This window comes from Streptomyces sp. NPDC007863, from assembly GCF_040633895.1.
Taxonomy (GTDB): domain Bacteria; phylum Actinomycetota; class Actinomycetes; order Streptomycetales; family Streptomycetaceae; genus Streptomyces.
This window is the reverse complement of record NZ_JBEYEI010000010.1, coordinates 172,688-192,822: the sequence shown is the minus strand read 5'-3', so window position 1 is coordinate 192,822 and position 20,135 is coordinate 172,688. Positions and strand designations below refer to the sequence as shown.

The 20,135-nt window shown below is 72.2% G+C and carries 19 protein-coding genes; 12 read left to right on the top strand and 7 right to left on the bottom strand.

The window, feature by feature from the left end; all coding sequences use genetic code 11:
- Positions 1-217 precede the first annotated feature (217 nt).
- Positions 218-847, bottom strand: coding sequence for a TetR/AcrR family transcriptional regulator (locus tag ABZ621_RS17875; protein ID WP_360605442.1), 630 nt, complete (start codon positions 845-847; stop codon positions 218-220).
- Between the two features lie 89 nt (positions 848-936).
- Between ABZ621_RS17875 and ABZ621_RS17870 the strand changes: the two genes are divergently transcribed.
- Positions 937-1,350 (top strand): DUF4345 domain-containing protein, encoded by a 414-nt coding sequence (locus ABZ621_RS17870; RefSeq protein ID WP_360605440.1) that lies wholly within the window; start codon positions 937-939, stop codon positions 1,348-1,350.
- A gap of 104 nt (positions 1,351-1,454) precedes the next feature.
- Here the strand turns inward: ABZ621_RS17870 and ABZ621_RS17865 are convergent, their stop codons facing one another.
- From ABZ621_RS17865 to ABZ621_RS17855, 3 genes are read right to left on the bottom strand one after another with little or no spacing between them, the layout of a single operon-like run.
- Positions 1,455-2,048 (bottom strand): DUF4291 domain-containing protein, encoded by a 594-nt coding sequence (locus tag ABZ621_RS17865; RefSeq protein ID WP_360605438.1) that lies wholly within the window; start codon positions 2,046-2,048, stop codon positions 1,455-1,457.
- 58 nt (positions 2,049-2,106) lie between these two features.
- The gene (locus ABZ621_RS17860; protein ID WP_360605436.1) at positions 2,107-2,895 is read right to left on the bottom strand and encodes an alpha-ketoglutarate-dependent dioxygenase AlkB; all 789 of its coding nucleotides are present in this window, start codon (positions 2,893-2,895) and stop codon (positions 2,107-2,109) included.
- Positions 2,879-4,108 carry a hypothetical protein gene (locus ABZ621_RS17855; protein ID WP_360605434.1) on the bottom strand — a complete coding sequence of 410 codons (1,230 nt, stop codon included), beginning with the start codon at positions 4,106-4,108 and terminating at the stop codon, positions 2,879-2,881. Before ABZ621_RS17855 ends, ABZ621_RS17860 begins: the two co-directional genes overlap by 17 nt.
- Positions 4,109-4,291: 183 nt before the next feature.
- Between ABZ621_RS17855 and ABZ621_RS17850 the strand changes: the two genes are divergently transcribed.
- The 9 genes from ABZ621_RS17850 to ABZ621_RS17810 all read left to right on the top strand — a co-directional run bounded on the left by ABZ621_RS17850 (position 4,292) and on the right by ABZ621_RS17810 (position 15,133).
- On the top strand, positions 4,292-4,714 hold the full coding sequence (locus tag ABZ621_RS17850) for a hypothetical protein (protein WP_360605432.1): 423 nt from the start codon (positions 4,292-4,294) through the stop codon (positions 4,712-4,714).
- 55 nt (positions 4,715-4,769) lie between these two features.
- Positions 4,770-5,168: an FKBP-type peptidyl-prolyl cis-trans isomerase gene (locus ABZ621_RS17845; protein WP_360605430.1), complete on the top strand. Its 399-nt coding sequence runs from the start codon at positions 4,770-4,772 to the stop codon at positions 5,166-5,168.
- A gap of 184 nt (positions 5,169-5,352) precedes the next feature.
- Positions 5,353-6,150 (top strand): hypothetical protein, encoded by a 798-nt coding sequence (locus ABZ621_RS17840; RefSeq protein ID WP_360605428.1) that lies wholly within the window; start codon positions 5,353-5,355, stop codon positions 6,148-6,150.
- Between the two features lie 520 nt (positions 6,151-6,670).
- On the top strand, positions 6,671-8,191 hold the full coding sequence (locus ABZ621_RS17835) for an FAD binding domain-containing protein (RefSeq protein WP_360605426.1): 1,521 nt from the start codon (positions 6,671-6,673) through the stop codon (positions 8,189-8,191).
- Positions 8,188-10,575: a xanthine dehydrogenase molybdopterin binding subunit gene (xdhB, locus tag ABZ621_RS17830; protein ID WP_360605424.1), complete on the top strand. Its 2,388-nt coding sequence runs from the start codon at positions 8,188-8,190 to the stop codon at positions 10,573-10,575. The genes ABZ621_RS17835 and xdhB overlap by 4 nt, the downstream gene beginning before the upstream one ends.
- Before the next feature lies 1 nt (position 10,576).
- Positions 10,577-11,386 carry a xanthine dehydrogenase accessory protein XdhC gene (xdhC, locus tag ABZ621_RS17825; protein ID WP_360605622.1) on the top strand — a complete coding sequence of 270 codons (810 nt, stop codon included), beginning with the start codon at positions 10,577-10,579 and terminating at the stop codon, positions 11,384-11,386.
- A gap of 142 nt (positions 11,387-11,528) precedes the next feature.
- Positions 11,529-11,969, top strand: coding sequence for a VOC family protein (locus ABZ621_RS17820; protein ID WP_360605422.1), 441 nt, complete (start codon positions 11,529-11,531; stop codon positions 11,967-11,969).
- A gap of 140 nt (positions 11,970-12,109) precedes the next feature.
- A complete protein-coding gene (locus tag ABZ621_RS17815) occupies positions 12,110-13,447 on the top strand; it encodes a cytochrome P450 (protein ID WP_360605420.1) in 1,338 nt (445 codons plus the stop codon).
- A gap of 159 nt (positions 13,448-13,606) precedes the next feature.
- Positions 13,607-15,133: a PHB depolymerase family esterase gene (locus ABZ621_RS17810; protein ID WP_360605418.1), complete on the top strand. Its 1,527-nt coding sequence runs from the start codon at positions 13,607-13,609 to the stop codon at positions 15,131-15,133.
- Positions 15,134-15,215: 82 nt separating this feature from the next.
- On the opposite strand, the gene ABZ621_RS17805 is transcribed toward ABZ621_RS17810, so the two are convergent.
- Entirely contained in the window at positions 15,216-15,596 is a 381-nt protein-coding gene (locus tag ABZ621_RS17805) for a hypothetical protein (protein WP_360605416.1), read from the bottom strand.
- Between the two features lie 234 nt (positions 15,597-15,830).
- Here ABZ621_RS17805 and ABZ621_RS17800 point away from each other — a divergent pair, with 234 nt between their 5' ends.
- On the top strand, positions 15,831-16,337 hold the full coding sequence (locus ABZ621_RS17800; RefSeq protein ID WP_360605414.1) for a GNAT family N-acetyltransferase: 507 nt from the start codon (positions 15,831-15,833) through the stop codon (positions 16,335-16,337).
- 27 nt (positions 16,338-16,364) lie between these two features.
- Here the strand turns inward: ABZ621_RS17800 and ABZ621_RS17795 are convergent, their stop codons facing one another.
- Positions 16,365-17,240, bottom strand: a complete 876-nt coding sequence (locus ABZ621_RS17795) for a hypothetical protein (RefSeq protein ID WP_360605412.1) — start codon at positions 17,238-17,240, stop codon at positions 16,365-16,367.
- Between the two features lie 391 nt (positions 17,241-17,631).
- Between ABZ621_RS17795 and ABZ621_RS17790 the strand changes: the two genes are divergently transcribed.
- Positions 17,632-18,918 (top strand): family 43 glycosylhydrolase, encoded by a 1,287-nt coding sequence (locus ABZ621_RS17790; RefSeq protein ID WP_360605410.1) that lies wholly within the window; start codon positions 17,632-17,634, stop codon positions 18,916-18,918.
- A gap of 64 nt (positions 18,919-18,982) precedes the next feature.
- Here ABZ621_RS17790 and ABZ621_RS17785 read toward each other — a convergent pair whose 3' ends face one another.
- On the bottom strand, positions 18,983-19,867 hold the full coding sequence (locus ABZ621_RS17785) for a ricin-type beta-trefoil lectin domain protein (RefSeq protein WP_360605408.1): 885 nt from the start codon (positions 19,865-19,867) through the stop codon (positions 18,983-18,985).
- Positions 19,868-20,135: the final 268 nt, after the last annotated feature.

The window sequence follows — 20,135 nt, the reverse complement described above, 5'->3', positions numbered from 1 at the left end:
CTTCGCTGTCGTGGGTCAGGAGAAGACGACCGACCGCACGAGCAGGCGTTCCGAGGCGCCGCCGCCCGGCCGCAGGCTGAAGAGCGCGTCGCCCTCGCAGTTCGCCTCCAGGAACACCACCGCCGTCGCGTCGGTGCGGTTCTTCGGCGCGTACGCGGCCGATCCGGGCTCCGAGCCCGGTCCCTGGACGTCGATGCGGGCCCCGCTCTCGGGGGGCTCAGGCGCCCCCTCCGGTCCGCCCGGACGGCCACTCGGGCGCGGGATCCTCCGGGAGGAGCGGCCGGAGGGCGCCGACCGCCGCGCCGATGCAGACATCGCGCAACTGGGTGCGGGTGCAGGTCTCGTGGGTGAGCCAGTCGACGCAGAGCACCTGGACGAAGACCAGCCAGCTCTTCAGGGCGCCGGACACCGCTTCGCGGGTGCGCGCGTCCGCCGGCGGGAGAACGGCCAGCAGCCGTGCGCGCAACGCGTCCAACTCGTTCGTCATGATCGTCTGGATCACGGGATCGCCCGCGAGGACCCGGTTCGCGGCGAGGACGGCGTTGCGGTTCGCCACGAAGTAGTCGAGGTGGACGTCCATGCCCTGGACGAGCTGCTCCACCAGGGAGTCGGCGGGATCGAACCGCGTCTCGGCGAGCAGCCGGTCCGCGGCCTCCTGGTACACGGCGGCGAAGAGGGCGTGCTTGCTGGGGAAGTGACGGTAGAGCAGGGCCCGGGAGACCCCGGCCTCCTCCGCGACCTCCTCCATCAGGACGTCGTCGTACGGGCGCGCCGCGAAGAGCCGCGCACCGACGGCGAGGAGCTGGGCGCGGCGGTCGGCGGGGCTGAGGCGTCGGCGGGGAGGCATGACCGAAGACTAGTTGACATGTGTCCACTGGGGGCGGACCCTAGTAGACACACGTCAACTTAAGTCCACCGGCACGGCTCGGAGGAATCATGGTCACGGCTCTGCGCACGCTCACCCGACTCATGGGCTGGTCCTGCGTGGCGATCGGTCTCTACCACGTGCTCCTCGGCAACGCGGCCCTCCCCGGGGCGACTTCCGCCGGCGCGACGGTCGACAGTTGGGGCCGCTTCATGGGCGCCGCCTTCGTCGGCTACGGCCTCGCCTGGCTCTGGACCGCCCGCGAGCGCCCCATCCCCGCCCAGGCGGTACGCCTCCTGGCCGCGGTCTTCCTCCTCGGCGGCGTCGGCCGCCTGCTCTCGGTCGCCGTGCACGGCTGGCCCCACGGCTTCCAGATCGCCCTGACGGTCATCGAACTCGCCCTCCCTCCGGTCTTCTTCTGGCTGGCCACGGCGGATGAGCGCGCGCGGGAAGGAACGGCGGAGGGCGCCACCATCGCGCGGTGAGCGGGCGGGCGGCGCGTCGCCCTCTCCGTGAGCCGTCGGGCCGTCGGGCCGTCAAGTCGTCGGGCCGGGGGCCCACGGGCCGTCGGGTCGTCGGACCGTCCTGCCTACCGGTGGAGGTGGGACAGCGCCGCGGCGCTCACCGGATAGGGCTGTTCGGGTGGCAGGAGTCGCCGGGCGGCGTCCAGGTCTCCGTCTCGCACCCGGGCGTGGATCGCGCGGGCCAGCGGGGTGACATCGGTGACGGAGACGATCCACTCGTCGGCGTAGAGGCGTGCGGCTTCACCGGCGAGCCCGAGCTGCAGCGATCGGTGGGGAAGGGGCCGCAGCCGCAGGTCGCGCTCCGGGTCCCACTGCACGCGGGCAGGGGCCTCCTTCAGCCGGCGTCTCCAGGTGCCGTGGTCGATGTGGAGCCCCGGCTCGAAGTGCGACAGGCACGCACGCCGCAGCGCCCACGCGAAGCCCTCCCGGGTGATCTCGACAGCGAGGACGGTCTCCTGGCCCTCCTTGGTGCCCCATCCGCAGCGATACATCATCCACAGGAACGACGGCTTGATCCACGTCATGCGGTCCCGTCGCCACGCGGCCGGGAACCGGCCGTCCCGCGCCGCCGCGAGACCGATCTCCGGCGCGTACGCCTGGTAGACGGTGATCGTGGAGTCCGAATGGACGGCTCGGATCCGATGCCTGGGTTCTGTCACTCGACCAGGGTGATCACGCCGTCTCACGCGCGCCATCGAATTACCCTGGCCGCGGCTCTCACAGGGGCGCGGGCGGCCTCAAGTCGCTCTCGCTGACGGTGTACGTCAGAGCGGGGTAGGTGAAGGCGGTCTCCTCGTTCTCGCGGCGGCGCAGGGTGTAGAACTCGCGCCGCTGTTCGTCGTCGGCGGAGGTGAGGCGGTCGCCCTGGGGGAGATACGCATCGCCGTCCCGGAAGCGAAGGATCGTCTTGGACGTTCGGAACGTGAGACCCAGCCACGGGTTGTCATCGTTCCGGGTCGCGGGTGGCGCGTCGAGGACGATTCTGTGCCGGAAGCGACGATTGGACGCGACGGAGAACGCGACGACACTGTTGTGGGTGAGGGCGATCTCGTACGTCTCGCCGCCGTGTTCCTTCGCCTTCGACTCGAAGACCAGTTTTCTCGGCGGGCTCGCTTCCGGGGACCGGTAGCAGGAGAAGAGGGCGATGGACGACCCGTCCGAGAGGTCCAGGGCCTGGTCTGAGTGGCTTCCCATCTTCCTGTACGCGTCCGTATAGGTCTCGATGAGCGCGTTGTTGAAGCCGACGGGTATCCCCGCGCACGCCCGAACCCGCTCCGCAAGCCGCTCGTGCACCGATCGGAACGGCTGCGTCGGGCTGGCGTAGCGCGTGGTGGTGCGTACCAGAGGCACACCGCCCGACTCGTCGACCCTGGTGAGCGTGGCGCCGCGGCGGCCCTTGCCCAGGTCCTCGAAGTGGGCGGAGGCGGACAACTCCGCGAAGAGGTTCTCCTCGACCGGCAGGGTGCGGAAGGTGACCTCGTCCCGGATCCTAGGCGCGGGGGGCAACGTAGTCTCCCGTGTTCATGCTGAACGGAAAATCGCGTCCGTAGTCGATGAAGGAGGAGGTCCTGTTCTCCTCGGCGTACAGCTTGCGGAGCTTGTCCATACCGGCCTCCGTCGGCGGCTCCAACGGAACGAGATCCTCGGCCACTTTGAGATACGTCCGGCCGTCCTTGTGTACGGCTTCGGTGCCGGAGCAGCGCACCACGTATCCCAGCCGGGTCGGAAGCAGCGTCGCGTCCAACCCCGAAGGCCGGATCTCGTGGGTGTACAGGCGGTTGGTGGACAGCGGCATGAAGAACACCGAGCCGGGATAGAGGGTGAGGGTGAACTGCGAAGGCAGTTCCGCCCCTTCGCGTCGAGCGGCCGGCTCCTTGAGGCGGAAGTGCAGTCTGGTCAGCCCGCTGACGCCCTTCACACCACGGTCGAAGGCGTCGTGGTCCAAAGGCCGCAGTCCGTCCAGCCCTTCGTAGAAGGTGCAGAAGGCCATGATCCCGTCGGCGGGCATGTCCTTGGTCTTGTCGGCGTGCGCGGAGATCTTCGCCTTCGACTGCTTGCGCTCCGCCGTGGCATGGGTGTTGTGGTAGATCTGGGCGAGCACGTGATTGAGCGGTGCCTGGTTCCGGAAGACGGTGGCCGCCTCCCGATTCAGGGCATCGACGACGATCGTGTCGGTCGCCCGGAATCCTTCGGTCGGGCCCGACAGGTTGGTGGAGCACCGGAGCAGACGGAAGTGCAGGTCGTCGCCGACCCGTGTGACGGGCGTCAGATAGATCCCGCTGCGACGAGCCGTTCCGGGCTTGGTGGATTCCGTCAGCGACTGGAACGCGTGCTCGGCACGGATCCTGCCGAAGTGATCGGCGTCGGGGTCGAAGAAACGGCGGTAGTAGACCCCGACACCGTGGACGCGAAGGGGTACCCGGCCGAGATCGACGAAGGTCCACGGCCGGTGTACGTCCTCGCGGTGGCCGTGCGACAGCTCCCGGACGACGAAGACCCGCGCGGCCGCGCGCAGCCGGTCGACGGGGAGACCCGACACGTCCCCACAGAGGTAGACGCTCTTCCCGGCGAGATCGGGCGAGCCGGACGCGAACTCCTCCGGAGTGACCACGGCCCCGAGGAACCCTCTGACCGCGTCGTCCTCGTGCAGCGGGCGAGGGGCCACCAGGAGGTTGCCCGCGTCCTCGATGAAGGCTTCCGTCGACTCGATCGCACTCATGAAAGAAATCCCCGTCTTTCGTGGCCGGAAGGAGTAGGCGCTGAGCCCGGCCTCGGTGAACGGTACCGGTGCTCCGGAGACTCCCCCCTCTGGTTCTGCCGTCGGATACGGCCGGGGCGCGAGGCTCCGGGAGGTCCATACTTGTCGTGCTCCGGTGAGCGCCCGACCGACCCAAGGAGAACCGTGACGAAGACCGGCGGGAGCAACACCCGGTTCCTCATCGGCGCCGCCGTCTACACCGCGGTCGGTCTGGGTGCCGCCGTGGCGCTGGGTTTCCTCCCCACGACAGAGACGTCCGATCGCGCTCCCTCGGGGGTTTCCGCCTCGATACCGCCCGAGTCCGCCCCCGCTGCCACCACCACCCCCGCCGTCACTGCCACCCCCGCCGTCACCGAACCGCCCGTCACCCCCACCACCTCCGCGCCCGAGCGGGGCGTGCCTGCCACGGGTGGCCTGCGGCGCGGCGGACGCGCGAACGACGACTACTACGACGGCGACTACGACAACGACGACGACTGGCACCGCGAGTACGGTGACCCGGACGAGTACTACGACGGCAACTACGACAACGACGACGACTACCACCGCAAGTACGGCAGGGACTGACCCGGTCGGGCCCCTGTGGGCGCTGCTCGCGGCGAGTGACGAGGATGAGGCTGCGATGAGTGAACCGACGAAGCCCGAGGTCGAGGTTCCGGAGGGTGACGCTCCCACGGAGCTGACCGTTCGCGACCTCGTCGTCGGAGACGGCGCGGAGGCCAGGCCGGGCACGGTCGTCCGGGTCCACTACGTCGGGGTGACGTTCGCGACCGGGAAAGAGTTCGACGCCTCCTGGGACCGGGGCGAGCCGTTCAAGTTCGCCCTGGGCGGCGGCCGGGTCATCAAGGGCTGGGACCGGGGCGTGCGGGGCATGAAGGTGGGCGGCCGGCGCGAGATCGTCGTCCCGCCGCGGCTCGGCTACGGCAAGCAGTCGCCCTCGCCGTTGATCCCCCCGGGTTCGACTCTCGTCTTCGTCGTGGACCTTCTCTCGGTCGTGGGGCCCGGGGAGTCCGCGCGATAGAGGGGCCTGAGCGTGGGGACCCGAGCCGGGGGACAGGACCCGCCGGGCGCGGTGACCGCAGGGCCCCCGACGTCGCCGGCCGCCGGGCGCGGCCCCTGATCGCGGTCCTCGGCACGGCTCCCTTCACGGCACCCGACGCGCCGGCGAACCGCTCGTGTCAGAGGCCCGTGCAACACTCCGGAACATGACACTCGCCCAGCTCGGCCTCGCCCAGTGGCGGTCCCTCGACCTGTCCACGGCCCGTCACCTCGCCCGCGAGGCCGCGGAGCTGGTGGGCGGTCGTGTGACCGGCGTCGAGACCGTCGAGCACCTCGGCGCCCCCTTGCACCGGGTACGGATCGAGCGGGACGCGCAGGCGTTCGCGCTGATACCCGGTGGCCGGGTGACGCTCGGCTTCGACCTCGACGCCTGGCGGCCGACGCCCGAGCAGGAGGCCGACTACGCGGCGAGCCTGGAGCAGGGCCTCGGGGACGGCCCCGACCTGCGGGCCCATCTCGCGCGGGTCCTCAGCCCGCGGCGGAGCGCCGTCCTGGCCACCGTACTCATGGCCGTCGAGGACGAGGCCCTGACCGAGCCGCCCGCCGACATGCCTGCCGCGCTCGCGGCGCGCGGCCTGCGGATGCCGAGTCCGGACGAATGGGAGCACGCCTGCGGGGCCGGTGCCACGACCCTCTTCCGGTGGGGCGACGACTGCCCGCTCGACCGCGTCCCCTACGACGACGCGGACGGCCCGCAGCAGCGGCCGAACGCCTTCGGCCTGCGCATCGCCTACGACACCTACCGTGCGGAACTGACCTGCGACGTCACCGCGGTGCACGGCGGAGACGGCGGCGAGTCGGTGTGCGGCGGCTACGGCCACCTTCTGGGATGGCTTCCCCTGGCCACGGCCCACCGCAATCCGTACACGGCCGAGTTCGTGTACGGCGCCGAGGGGGAGGGGCTCTACGAGGACTTCTCCACGCGCCCCGTGCTCGCCCTCTGAACCCCGTCTGCGATGCCCTCGGCCGCTTGGCGCTGGCTCCTGCCCCACGGACCGCCGGGACGGCATGGCATGCGCCGTTGATACGGACGGTGGGATCCGCTCAGGGCACTCCGGACGGTTCTTGACCGATGAACCCGCAGGGCCCTAGTTTCGTGCGCACCGACTCGTGAGTACGGAAAGGGGGCGAGGGCGGATGTCGATCTTCTCCGACCTGAATCGCCTCGCTCACCGTGCTGCCTGGGTCCCGGGTCGTGTAGCGCACGGCTGCTGAAGCGGCCGCTGTTCCGGCGGGCCCTGTCGTGGCGCCGCCGTTCTCGCTCTTTGCTCGTACGTGCCGGCCCTGCCGTGTGTCGTCGTGTGGACATCCGACGCGCGCGCCCCGGGCCGGTGCTCCCACCACGCACCGACACAGAAGGCCTGACATGGTGAACACTCCCACTCCCACTCCCAGTCCCAGTCCCAGTCCCAGTCCCAGTCCCACGTCCGTCCGTACGGCACCGCACCGCAGCGAGGAGCAGTCGTGACCGGGGCGCGGATCACCGTGAACGGGCGGGAGGCGCCGATCGCCCCCGCCCCGGCACACACCACGGTGCTGGACTTCCTGCGCGAGCGCGGCCTCACCGGTACCAAGGAAGGCTGCGCCGAGGGCGAGTGCGGTGCCTGTTCGGTGCTGGTGGCCCGGCCCGGCGTGCACAAGCCCACCGACTGGGTCGCGGTCAACGCCTGCCTCGTGCCGGTGGCCGCCCTCGACGGCCAGGAGGTCGTCACGGCCGAAGGCCTCGCCACGCTCGCCACCGCCGACGCGCCCGACGCGCCCGGCACGGCCCCCGCCCTGCACCCCGTGCAGGAGGAGATGGCCGTGCGCGGCGGCTCCCAGTGTGGCTACTGCACCCCGGGATTCATCTGCAGCATGGCGTCGGAGTACTACCGGCCCGACCGCTGCGCGCACGGCGCCGAGGGCGGTGACACGGCAGGCGGGCACGGCGCCGCCGACGGGCATGACGCCGAGCACGGCCCCAACGGTTTCGACCTGCACGCGCTGAGCGGCAACCTCTGTCGCTGTACCGGCTACCGGCCGATCCGGGACGCCGCGTTCGCCGTCGGCGAGCCCGCCGCGGAGGACCCGCTGGCGCGCCGCCGCGACCAGGCCGCGCCGGAGCCGGCCGCGACCCACTACACCCAGGACGGCGGTACCTTCCTGCGGCCGGGCAGCCTCGCCGAGGCGCTCCGCGTCCTGCGCGAGAAGCCCGAGGCGGTGGTCGTCTCCGGCGGCACCGACTACGGCGTCGAGGTGAACATCCGCTCCCGCCGCGAGAGTTGTGTCGTCGCCGTCGACCGGCTCCCCGAACTGCGCGAACTGCGGCACGAGTCCGACCACATCGAGCTCGGCGCGGCCCTGACCCTCACCGAGATCGAGCGGCGACTGGACGGCGAAGTACCCCTGCTGGCCGCGCTGTTCCCGCAGTTCGCCTCCCGCCTGATCCGCAACAGCGCCACCCTCGGCGGCAACCTCGGCACCGGATCCCCCATCGGCGACAGCCCGCCGGTGCTGCTCGCGCTGGAGGCGTCCCTGGTGCTCGCCGACGCCGACGGGGAGCGCGTGCTCCCGCTGGCGGAGTACTTCACCGGTTACCGGCAGAGCGTGCGCCGCCCCGACGAGCTGATCCGCGCCGTACGCGTCCCGCTGCCGCAGGCGCCCGTCACCGCCTTCCACAAGATCGCCAAGCGCCGCTTCGACGACATCTCCAGCGTCGCCGTCGCCTTCGCGCTCGACATCGACGCCGAGGAAGGCGTCGTCCGGAAGGCGCGGATCGGGCTCGGCGGAGTCGCCGCCACCCCGATCCGCGCCCTGGCCACCGAGGCCGCCCTGGAGGGCAGGCCGTGGACGGCGGAGACCGTCGAGGCCGCCGCGCGCGAGCTGCGCGCCGAGGGCACGCCGCTGGACGACCACCGCGCCAGCGCCCTCTACCGCTCCGCGATGCTCGGCCAGAGCCTGTTGAAGCTGTACGCCCAGACCACCACCGAGGCGGTGTCGTCATGAGTCATCTCTCCGAGCGTCCCGAGAAGGCCGTCGTCGGCGTCTCGATGCCGCACGAGAGCGCCCACCTGCACGTCACCGGCGCGGCGCTCTACACCGACGACCTGGTGCACCGCACCAAGGACGTGCTCCACGCCCACCCCGTCCAGGTCATGAAGGCCCACGGCCGGATCACCGCGCTGCGCACCGAGCCCGCGCTCGCCGTACCCGGTGTCGTCCGCGTCCTGACCGGCGCCGACGTGCCCGGCGTCAACGACGCCGGCATGAAGCACGACGAGCCGCTCTTCCCCGACGAGGTCATGTTCCACGGCCACGCCGTGGCCTGGGTGCTCGGCGAGACCCTGGAGGCCGCCCGGCTCGGCGCCGCGGCCGTCGAGGTGGAACTCGACGAGCGGCCCTCCCTGGTCACCCTGGAGGAGGCGATCGCGGCCGAGAGCTACCACGGCGCCCGGCCGCTGATGGAGACCGGCGACATCGACGCCGGCTTCGCGGACTCCGCGCACGTGTTCAGCGGCGAGTTCCGCTTCTCCGGGCAGGAACACTTCTACCTGGAGACCCACGCGGCCCTCGCCCTGATCGACGAGAACGAGCAGGTCTTCGTCCAGAGCAGCACCCAGCACCCCTCCGAGACGCAGGAGATCGTCGCGCACGTGCTCGGCGTTCCCGCCCACGAGGTCACCGTGCAGTGTCTGCGCATGGGCGGCGGCTTCGGCGGCAAGGAGATGCAGCCGCACGGCTTCGCGGCCGTCGCCGCGCTCGGCGCCAAACTGACCGGCCGGCCCGTCCGCTTCCGGCTCAACCGCACCCAGGACCTCACCATGTCCGGCAAGCGGCACGGCTTCCACGCCACCTGGAGGATCGGCTTCGACGCCGACGGCCGCGTCCAGGCCCTCGACGCCACCCTGGTCGCGGACGGCGGCTGGAGCCTGGACCTCTCCGAGCCGGTGCTCGCCCGCGCCCTGTGCCACATCGACAACACCTACTGGATCCCGAACGCGCGCGTCGCCGGCCGCATCGCCAGGACCAACACCGTCTCGAACACCGCCTTCCGGGGCTTCGGCGGCCCCCAGGGCATGCTGGTGATCGAGGACATCCTGGGCCGCTGCGCCCCCCTGCTCGGCCTCGACCCGATGGAGCTGCGGGAACGCAACTTCTACCGGCCCGGCCAGGGGCAGACGACGCCGTACGGCCAGCCGGTCACCCAGGCCGAGCGGATCGCCGACGTGTGGCGGCAGGTCCAGGACGACGCCGGCCTCGCCGACCGCAGGCGCGCCATCGACGCCTTCAACGCCGCGCACCCGCACACCAAGCGGGCACTCGCGCTCACCGGCATCAAGTTCGGCATCTCCTTCAACCTCACCGCCTTCAACCAGGGCGGCGCACTCGTGCTGATCTACAAGGACGGCTCCGTCCTGATCAACCACGGCGGCACCGAGATGGGCCAAGGCCTGCACACCAAGATGATGCAGGTGGCCGCGACCACGCTCGGCATCCCGCTGCACCGGGTGCGGCTGGCCCCGACGCGTACCGACAAGGTGCCCAACACCTCGGCGACCGCCGCCAGCGCCGGCACCGACCTCAACGGCGGGGCCATCAAGAACGCCTGCGAGCAGCTGCGCGCACGCCTCCTCCAGGTGGCCGCCACCCAGCTGGGCGCCAACGCCTCCGACGTACGCGTCGTCGACGGCGTCGCGCGCGCCCTCGGCAGCGACAAGGAGATCGCCTGGGACGACCTGGTCCGCACCGCGTACTTCCAGCGGGTGCAGCTGTCGGCGGCCGGCTACTACCGGACCGAGGGCCTGCACTGGGACGCGGCGTCCTTCCGCGGCTCCCCGTTCAAGTACTTCGCGCACGGCGCCGCCGCGACCGAGGTGGAGGTGGACGGCTTCACCGGCGCGTACCGCATCCGGCGCGTGGACATCGTCCACGACGTCGGCGACAGCCTCTCCCCGATGATCGACATCGGCCAGGTCGAGGGCGGCTTCGTGCAGGGCGCCGGCTGGCTGACCCTGGAGGACCTCCGCTGGGACACCGGCGACGGCCCGCACCGCGGCCGGCTGCTCACCCGGGCGGCGAGCACGTACAAGCTGCCCAGCTTCTCGGAGATGCCGGAGGAGTTCCACGTCAGACTGATGGAGAACGCAACGGAGGAGGGCGCCGTGTACGGCTCCAAGGCCGTCGGCGAGCCTCCGCTCATGCTCGCCTTCTCGGTGCGCGAGGCGCTGCGGCAGGCCGCCGCGGCGTTCGGCCCGGCCGGAGTCAGCGTCGAGCTCGCCAGCCCGGCGACGCCGGAAGCGGTGTACTGGGCCATCGAGTCGGCCCGTGGCGGCGGGTCGGCCGCCGGCCTGGAGGAAGAGCCGGAAGCGAACGTTCCGAGCCATGTCTGACATGACCTGGATCGCCGCGGTCGCGCGGTTGCGGGAACGCCGGGAAACCGGCGTACTCGTGACCGTCGCGACCGTACGCGGTCACGCACCCCGCAAGGCCGGCGCCAAACTCGTCGTGGGACGGACGGGAGTGTGGGGCTCGATCGGCGGCGGCAACATCGAGGCCGTCGCCATCGACCGGGCCCGGGAGCTGATCGACACGCCCGAGGCGGAGCCGGAGCTGATGGACTTCGCCCTGAACGACAAGGTCACCGGCCGCCACGGCGTCCAGTGCTGCGGCGGCACGGTCTCGGTGCTCCTGGAACCCCTGCCGGTGCCGCCCGCCGTGGCGATCTTCGGCATCGGGCACGTCGGCCTCGAACTGGCCCGCGTCCTGGCCCGGCACGACCTGGACCTGCACCTGATCGACAGCCGCCCCGACATGCTCACGACGGAACGCCTCGCCGTCCTCGACGACGCGGTGGCCCGGCTCCACGTCCACCACACCCCGCTCCTCCCCGAGGAGGTCCTCGGAGAACTCGCACCCGGCACTCACGTGCTCATCGCCACCCACGACCACGCCGAGGACGCCGCCCTGTGCGACGCCGCGCTCCGTACGCCCGGCCTCGGTTCGATCGGCCTGATCGGCTCGGCCGCCAAATGGGCCCGCTTCCGGCAGCGCCTGGCCACGGAGGGCGGTCACGATCCCGCCACCATCGACCGGATCAAGACGCCGATCGGGCTCCCCGAGATCACCGGAAAGGAACCCGCCACGATCGCGGTCAGCGTCGCGGCCGACCTCCTCCTGACCTTCCAGAAGACCGGCCGCTGAACCGGATCCCACCCGGTCCGCCGGGCGGAGGTCCGCGAAACCCGGCCGGCTTGCGGGTGTCGGACCGAGCCCGCCACCCCGGTCCCGGATATACCGGTGGCTGCGAAGGACCGAGGCCTCGCGAGGCAGAGGGAGAGCAGCCATGACACTCCACCGGATGGACAACGTCGGCATCGTCGTCGAGGACCTGGAGGCCGCCGTCGCCTTCTTCACCGAACTGGGCATGACGCTCGACGGCAGGGCGCAGATCGAGGGCCTCTTCGCGGACCAGGCGGTCGGACTCGACGGGGTCCGCAGCGAGATCGCGATGCTGCGCACCCCGGACGGCCACGGCAAACTGGAACTCGCCCAGTACCGGACCCCCGCGGCGATCGGCGACGGCTCTCCCAACCCGCCCCCGAACACCCTGGGCCTGCACCGGGTCATGTTCGCCGTCGACGACATCGACGACACCCTCGCCCGCCTCCGCACCCACGGCGCCGAACTCATCGGCGAGGTGGCGCAGTACCGGGATGTCTACCGCCTCTGCTACCTCCGGGGCCCCTCGGGCATCATCCTCGCCCTGGCCGAGCAGACGAACTGACGCCACGCGCTCCTTGGCGCCGCCGCCGGCGCGTCACCTCTCCCGCGTGACCGACGAGCGCGCGGCGACCGCTGTGTCACGGCGAGTGATGCCGCACACATGCGGCGGGGTTGCTGCCTGCGACGTGTTAGCTTCCGGCAGTGATATCCCCGGTCGCGGATGCCCGCGAAGTCGACGACGCAGTCAGGCCCGGTTCGTTCCCGTCGGACGGCCGCCTGGCCGGCGACGCCGTCCGCGCGACCGAGTCCCTGGGGCTGCTCGACCTGTTCGGCGACTCCTTCGTGCGTGATCCGTACCCGTGGCTCGACCGGCTGCGCGCCGAGGCGCCCGTGCACCAGGATCCCGGTACGGGGCTGTGGCTGGTCAGCCGGCACCAGGACATCCGGCGCGCCCTGCTCGACACGGACCGGTTCCTCCCCGACAACGCTCAGCACGCGGTCACGCCGCTGCCCGTCGCCGTGATGCGGATCCTCGTCCGTGCCGGGTTCACGCTGCCGCCCGCGCTCGCCAACAACGGGAGCCCGAGCCACGCCGGGCTGCGCCGCGTCGTCATGCGGTTCTTCGACGCGCGGAGCGTCGCCGCCGCCGTACCGACGATCGAGCGCATCGCCGACGAGCTGCTCGGCCGGCTGCCCGACGACGGGACGGAACTCGACCTGTTCGTCCCCTTCGCCCAGATCCTTCCCTGCCGCGTGCTCATGGAGCTCCTCGGCATCCGCGGCGTCGATCCCGCCACGCTCATCACCTGGAGCGACGCCGCGCTGGAACTGTTCTGGGGGCGCCCCCCGCTCGCCCGTCAGCTGGAACTGGCGGATCTCGTCGCGGAGTTCCACCAGTGGCTCAGCGCGACCGTACGCGACGACGACGCGCCGCCCGGCTCGTTCGTCCGCGCCCTCGCCGACCATCGGCTGCCCGACGGCACGCCCCTGGACGCCGCCACCGCCGTCGCCGCCTGCTTCTTCGTCTTCGTCGCCGGCCAGTCCACCACCGGGCAGCTCATCGCCACCGTCCTGCGCACGGCGCTCACCGAGCCGGGAGCGTGGCGGAGGGCCGCCGAGGAGACGGGCCTCGCCGAGGCGTGGGTGGAGGAGGTCCTGCGCCGTGAGCCGCCCGTGACCACCTGGCGCAGGGTGACCGCCGAAGCCACCCGGCTGGGCGGCGTGGAGCTGCCGGCGGGCGCGCAGGTGCTGCTGATGCTCATGGGAAGCGGCTCCGATCCGGCCGTCTTCCCGGACCCGGAGCGCATGTGCCCGGGACGGGCGAACGCCCGCCGCCACCTGGCGTTCGGCGCCGGCCGTCACCTCTGCCCCGGCGCCACGCTCGCCCGCACCGAGGCGGCGGTGGCCCTGCGGGCGGCGGCGCGCCGCCTTCCCTCCGTGACGCCGGCGGACCCCGAGGCCGAACCTCCCATGCTGGGCCTGCTGTCGTTCAGGGCCCCGCTGCGGGTGGCGGTCGAGCGGCAGCCCCGGCGTCCGTAACGCCGGGTGTGCCCCGGCCACGCAGGCCGGAACCCGTCGCTTCCATGGCACGGCGCGCCACATTCCCACCCACGGAAGTGGCGGCACCACATGTGGGCCGGGGTCCCCGCCGTTCACCAGGATGTCCGCATCTCACCCCACCTGCACCCGGAGATGCGCATGAAGATCAGAAGGACCGGCGGGACCGGCGGGACCGGCAGGAGCGGCAGAGCCGGCGCGGTCGGGAAGTTCCTCGTCGCCGCTGTGGCGGCCGTCGGCCTCGCCGCCACGACGGTCGGCGGGGCCACGGCCGCGGTTCCGGCGCCGACGCCCGGCACGCTCCAGCAGTACGACATCAGCGCGACGTACGTCAGCGGCCTCTCGTCCGGCGGGTTCATGGCCAACCAGATGCACGTCGCCTACTCGGACGTCTTCGCGGGCGCCGGAATCTTCTCGGCCGGCCCGTACGACTGCGCGCAGAACAACCTCAACACGGCCTTGTACGCGTGCATGGACACGTTCATGGCCCGCAAGACCCCCGCCCAGCTGGAGCAGCTGACCCGCGACCGGGCCGCGACGGGCAAGGTCGACCCGGTCGCCAACCTGTCGGGAGACAAGGTCTGGCTCTTCCACGGCACCAACGACGCCACCGTCAAGGCCCCCGTGAACGACGACCTCGCCACGTACTACCGCGACTTCGGCGCCGACGTGATCTACGACAACACGTCCACGTCGGGCCACGCCTGGGTCAGCCCGATCGGCCCCAACGCGTGTACGTCCACCAGTTCGCCGTACGTCAACAACTGCGGGGGCAACCCGGTGAAGGACATGCTGACGCACCTGCTCGGGAGCGTGAGCCCGGCGACCTCCTCCGCGCCGACCGGCAAGCTGGTCAGGTTCGACCAGAGCGCGTACACCCCCGGCGGCAGCCCGAGCGCCGTCAGCCTGGGCAACGAAGGCTTCGCCTACGTGCCGCGGTCCTGCCAGGACGGGGCCTCCTGCAAGCTGATGGTCACGCTCCACGGCTGCTACCAGTACTACGGCCTGGTCGGCAACGCCCTCATGGACAAGGCCTACCTCAACGAGTACGCCGACACGAACGACATGATCGTCCTCTACCCGCAGGCCACCACCATGACCGGCAACCCGCGTGGCTGCTGGGACTGGTGGGGCTACAAGTCGGCGGACTACGCGCAGAAGAGCGGCCCGCAGATGACGGCCGTGATGAACATGGCCAAGGCCCTCGGCGCGGGCACCACCGACGCCCCCGCCCCCGGCCTTCCCGCCCCCACCGGCCTGGCCGTCACCGGCACCACGGCGTCGAGCGCCTCGCTGTCCTGGAACGCGGTCCCGGGCGCGTCGTCGTACGACGTCTACCGCGACGGCACCAAGGTGAACGCCGCTCCGGTGACGTCCACCGGCTACACCGACTCCGGCCTGACCGCCGGCACGGCGTACGGCTACACGGTCGCGGCCGTCGACGCCTCCGGAGCGCCCGGCGCCAGGACCGCACCCGTCACGGCCACCACCACGGGCGCCGCGCTCTGCGTGACCGCCAGCAACTACGCCCACACCCAGGCCGGCCGGGCGCACCAGTCCGGCGGCTACACCTACGCCAACGGCTCGAACCAGAACCTCGGCCTCTGGAACGTCCTGGCCTCCAGCACCATCAAGGAGACCTCGCCGGGCTACTGGGTCACGTGCTGAGCCGTTCAGCCCTTGAGCCCTGAGGCGCCGAGCCCCGCGCCCGGGACCGAAGCCCGTCACCGGATGGACCGCGCACCCGTGATCACGACTCCTGCGAAGGAGGGCGTCGTGAACCGGCGTCCGGCTTCGGCTTCGGCTTGGGCCTCGGCGGGTACTCGACCGGATCGGGTTCCCAGTACCAGTCCTCCCCTTGGTGGACCGCCCGCCCGGGCCGGGGGTTCGGCCCGCCGTCGCGGCCCGCGTGCCAGTGGATGAAGGCGATCACCGCGAGGAGGAAGAGGACCATGCCGAGAGCGGTCCACGCCGCCGGATCCCCCTCGGCGAGTCGCGGCCCACCCGTCGTCCACAGAAACCGCCCGAGCCGCCAGGCCGCCATGACCAGCACATACCCGAGCCCCAGGACGAACGGCAGGAAGACCAAGCCGACGCCGAGACAGCCCTTGTCCACACCCCTACGACCCATCCCCGCCCCCGTGTCGCCTGCCCGACCTGGCCGATGCGGGGGATACCCCACCACGGCGGCCCCGACACCGGGACGCCCTGCCGGCCGGCGCCCTTTCGGCCCCCTCCTGCCGCAACCACGGCAGGATCACCTACGGGGGGCGGCCCCAAGGCCTCTCGACGACCGACGACCGACGACCGACGACCGACGAGCGTGCGAAGCGAGGAGAGTATGGACGGGGATGCCGTGGCAGGGGTGAACCCTCCGGAAACCGGAGTCCGGCTGCGGCCGGCCGCAGCCGGGGACGCCGAGTTCCTGGTGGCGATGCTGGTGGAGGCGTTCAACTGGGACGCCCCGCGGTTCAGCCGGGAGGAGATCCTGGCGACGCCGCACTTCGCCCACTACGTCACCGGGTGGCCACGGGCCGGGGACTTCGGCGTGGTCGCCGAGGACCCCTCGGGCACGCCCGTCGGCGCGGTCTGGGCCAGGACGTTCCCCGCCGGCGACCCGGGATACGGCCACGTCGACCCGCAGGTGCCCGAGCTGACCGCCGGCGTGGTCCCGGGACACCGGGGCCGGGGCGTCGGCGGCGCTCTGCTGGACGCGGTGGTGGAGATGGCGGCGCGGTCGGGCGTCGACCGCCTGAGCCTCAGCGTCGAGGACGGCAACCACGCCGCCGCGCTCTACGCCTCCCGCGGGTTCGTCACGGTCGGGCGGGAGGGCGACGCGGACACCATGGTGCTCCGGTTGGGCGTGCGCTGAAGCGCCGCATCCACGCCACGACGAGTCTCAGACGTGCCGCCGGGCCAGCCACCGCTCCGCGCGGCCCCGTTTGTCCGCGTCCTCGGAGCGCCGCGCGTGCGCCAGCAGCCGCTCGCGCAGAGGTTCGGGCAGGGCCGCGACGTCCCGCTCCTGGTGCGGCCGGCTCTTCCAGCCCGCCAGGTGCCGTACGGCTCCGGCGTCGTGCCGCTCCCGCGCCCCGGCGTCGAGCAGCGCGGCGACGAGGTCGGCGATCGGGACCCGGCCCAGCAGTTCGCCGGGCACGCCTTCGTGGACGGGGAAGCCGGAGCAGCGGCCGCTGCCGGAGCCGTACCAGGAGAGCAGGGCCAGCACGCGTTCGACCGGGTCGGGGCACGACTGCCGCAGCCGTTCCGTGAGTTCGGCGAGCAGCTCGGGGGAGGGCCTGCCGCCGGTTCGGGAGAGGTCGAGCATCCGGTCGGCGGCGCCTGCCAGCCCGGCGGGCATCGCCGCCAGCCAGTCGCGTTCCTCCGCGGCCCTCGCGTCCGCCTGTCGCCGGTCGGCCTCGTACCGCCGCATGGGTTCGGGCATGCCGTGCCCGTCCAGCCACGCCAGGAGCAGCCGGCCGTCGGCCAGGACGGCGTCGCTCTCCCACCGCTCCCACCGCAGCGTCTCCCCGTGATGGAGCACGACGACCGCGAGCCGTCCGCCGGAACGGTCGCCCACCTCGAAGCGGACGTCCCCGAGGCACATGCAGTGGAAGCCGGGGAGGGAGTCCACGGCCATCGCCTTCCTGAGCCGCGCCGACTCCACCGGATCGGAGAGGTCCACCCGGACCCCGGAGTCCGTTCCGTCCCCGCCCACCAGGCTGACCCGGACCGTGTGAGCCTGCCCCAGTACACCGTCCAGCGCCGTCGTTCCGTCCACGACCCGCACCCCTCTTCCCGCCCCGGCACGGCCCCCGCCCGATCCCACAGCACCGCCCCGCCTCCCCGCAAGCGGTGGCGCCGGCAGCGCGGGCGCGCTGCTGGAGGACGGGGGTCGCCCGCCCCGCCGCCGCAGGGTGCCGTCTTGATCGTCGCGTCGTTAGGCCGGGGGCACGCCCAGGACGGTGTCGTGACGCCATGACACCCGCGACACCCGCGACACCCGCGACACCCGCGACGCCCATGACGTCCATGGGGGCCGCTTGGGCCGCCTGGGCTTGGACAGGCCGACGGAGACGGAGAGGGCGCGCGTGATGGACCGGCACAAGGCAGTGAACAGAGGGACATCCGCCGTAGGGCGGGTCGGCTGCGCCCTCGCCCTTCTGTTGTGCGTGGCCTCCCCGCAGGCGCGCGCGGACGGAGGAGGGCCGGTCCTCGACCACGACTTCCCGGACCCGGACGTCGTGCGGGTGGGGGCCACGTACCACGCGTACGCGACGAACGGGGACGGGCACAACATCCGCCACGCGACCTCGCGCGATCTGGTCCGCTGGGAACTCGACGCCGACGACGTCCTGCCCGCGCTCGGCGGCTGGGCCGCGCTCGAACCACGCGGGAAGGTGTGGGCGCCCGAGGTGTACGACAACGGCGACGGCTTCACCATGCACTACACGGCGAGGGACGAGGCGAGCGGGCGTCAGTGCGTGGGCGTCGCCGTGGCGGACTCCGCCGACGGACCGTTCACCCCGGTGGGGGACCGCCCGCTGGTCTGTCCGGACACCGAGGGCGGGGCGATCGACGCCTCCAGCCACACCGAGGGCGACCAGCGCTACATCCTCTGGAAGAACGACGGAAACTGCTGTTCGCGGCCCACCTGGATCCATCTGCAGCCGACGTCCTGGGACGGCACCCGCGTCACCGGACCGCCGGTGCGACTCATCACCCGGGACCTCGACTGGGAGGGCGGCCTCGTGGAGGCGCCCACGCTCGTCAAGCGTGCCGGCCGCTACGTTCTCCTCTACTCGGCTGACGCGTACGACGGCGAGGGGTACAAGATCGGGTACGCGGTCGCCGACCGGCTGGACGGCCCGTACACGAAGGCCGCCGCGCCGCTCGTGACGACCGAAAGCGTCCGGCGGACGGTCATCGGACCGGGTGGCCAGGACGTCGTCACCGGTCCCGACGGCCGGGACCACCTCCTCTTCCACGGCTGGAGGCCCCTGGGCGAACGGCGCGTCATGTACCGGGCGGATCTCGGCTTCGCGGACGGCGGTCACCCGGTCGTCCGAGGCAGCAAGGTCCGTCACCAGGCGGAGCGGGCAGTCGTCCATCACGCCCTCGTACGGGACGCCGACGGCGCCCAGGACGGGCGGGCCGTCGGCCACATCGACCACGCCGACAGCCACGTGGAGTTCAGGGTCTTCGCCGCGTCCGGCGGGCGCCACACGCTGACCGTGCGGTTCGGCAACGGCTCGCTGGACCCGGCGGGAGCCCCCTCGCCCGCCTCCCACACCCTCACGGTCAACGGGCGCGCCGCGGGCGACGTCCCGTACCCCCACACCGGGTGGGACCGGTGGAGCAGCGTCGAAGCCCCCCTCGACCTCAGGGCGGGATGGAACACCGTCCGCCTGTCGAAGGGGGACCTGTACGCCGAGCTGGACAGCATCGAGGTGGACTGAAAGGGGGGAGGGAACGGGCGGGAGGGAACGGCGGGAGGGAACGGCGGGAGGGAACGGCGGGAGGTCAGCCCCACCGCTGGCGGTCCGTGTCCCTGCACGGCAGCGCTCGCAGTCCCGCGAGCGCGCTGTCGTCCAGGCAGGCTCCCGTCGTTCCGTTCCGCACCTGCACCGCGTCGTCGGGGCCGGGGGTCACCCGCCACTGCTGGGACGCCGAGGAGGCGGAGCAGGGGGTGGCCCGCAGGCCGGCGGGCTCGCTGTGCTCCAGGCAGGCACCGGTGGCGTGGTTCCTCAACCGGTGGGTGCCGTCCGTGAGGCGGGTCATGGTCCACCGCTGGTAGCTCATGCCGTTGCAGGCGTAGGACCGCAGCCGCTTGTCGAGGCTGTGGTCGAGGCAGCCGCCCGTCGCGCGGCTCACGAAGATCCTGACGGAGTCGGACGGGGAACCTCCGGTGCCCGCGGCGGCGACCTCCCGAGTGGCTTCCGCCACCGGTGCCGGACGGACGACGACCAGGGTGCCGAACGAGCCGAGCACCGCCCCGACCAGCAGTCCCGTCAGCAGCGATCCGACCCGGCCGGGCCGGCGCAGGCGGGCGAGGAGCCCGGGAAGCCGCCGGCGGAGGGCCCCGGAGCGATCTTCTGAGCCGTCTTCCGGGCCATGTCCGGGGCTTTCTGCGGGGCTGTCTCCCGGACTGTCTCCCGGGCCGTCTGCGGGGCCGTCTGCCGGGCTGTTCTCCAGGGCGGCGGACCGGTCCGCGGGCTGGGCGGCAGGCAGGGACGGACGGGGCTGGTGCCGGTCCGCCGCCTCCCACAGGACCCGGTACGCGTCGGGGTCGCCGTCCAGGGCGTGACACAGGTCCCGGACGACGGGCCAGGGCGGGACGGTGCTGCCGCGGAAGTACCGCGAGAGGGACGAGTCGCTGACGTTGAGGCGGTCCTCGAGGTCACGCAAGGTGCACCCCGATCGCTGCTGCAAGGCGCGCAGCGCGGCACCGAGCCTGCCGGCCGCGTCGGTGTCCGAAGTGTGACGGGCGGGCATGTCGTCATCCCTCTGTCCTGGCCCCGGCTGTTGATCCAACCGTGCGTCCCACGTCCCGGGACAAGCACGTCCCAGCAGGTCAGAACCTTAGGGATCCCGACATCACGGAAGCAACCGGGACAAGCTTGTGGCCCGCTGACGCACCGCCGCACACTCGGAACACCCGGCTCGCCGACACGGC

Excerpts from the sequence above, each read along its gene's own strand:
- ABZ621_RS17875 (WP_360605442.1), bottom strand. The coding sequence starts at position 847 with ATGCCTCCCCGCCGACGCCTCAGCCCCGCCGACCGCCGCGCCCAGCTC.
- ABZ621_RS17870 (WP_360605440.1), top strand. The coding sequence starts at position 937 with ATGGTCACGGCTCTGCGCACGCTCACCCGACTCATGGGCTGGTCCTGC.
- ABZ621_RS17855 (WP_360605434.1), bottom strand. The coding sequence starts at position 4,108 with ATGAGTGCGATCGAGTCGACGGAAGCCTTCATCGAGGACGCGGGCAAC.
- ABZ621_RS17845 (WP_360605430.1), top strand. The coding sequence starts at position 4,770 with ATGAGTGAACCGACGAAGCCCGAGGTCGAGGTTCCGGAGGGTGACGCT.
- ABZ621_RS17840 (WP_360605428.1), top strand. The coding sequence starts at position 5,353 with ATGACACTCGCCCAGCTCGGCCTCGCCCAGTGGCGGTCCCTCGACCTG.
- xdhB (WP_360605424.1), top strand. The coding sequence starts at position 8,188 with ATGAGTCATCTCTCCGAGCGTCCCGAGAAGGCCGTCGTCGGCGTCTCG.
- xdhC (WP_360605622.1), top strand. The coding sequence starts at position 10,577 with ATGACCTGGATCGCCGCGGTCGCGCGGTTGCGGGAACGCCGGGAAACC.
- ABZ621_RS17820 (WP_360605422.1), top strand. The coding sequence starts at position 11,529 with ATGACACTCCACCGGATGGACAACGTCGGCATCGTCGTCGAGGACCTG.
- ABZ621_RS17810 (WP_360605418.1), top strand. The coding sequence starts at position 13,607 with ATGAAGATCAGAAGGACCGGCGGGACCGGCGGGACCGGCAGGAGCGGC.
- ABZ621_RS17805 (WP_360605416.1), bottom strand. The coding sequence starts at position 15,596 with ATGGGTCGTAGGGGTGTGGACAAGGGCTGTCTCGGCGTCGGCTTGGTC.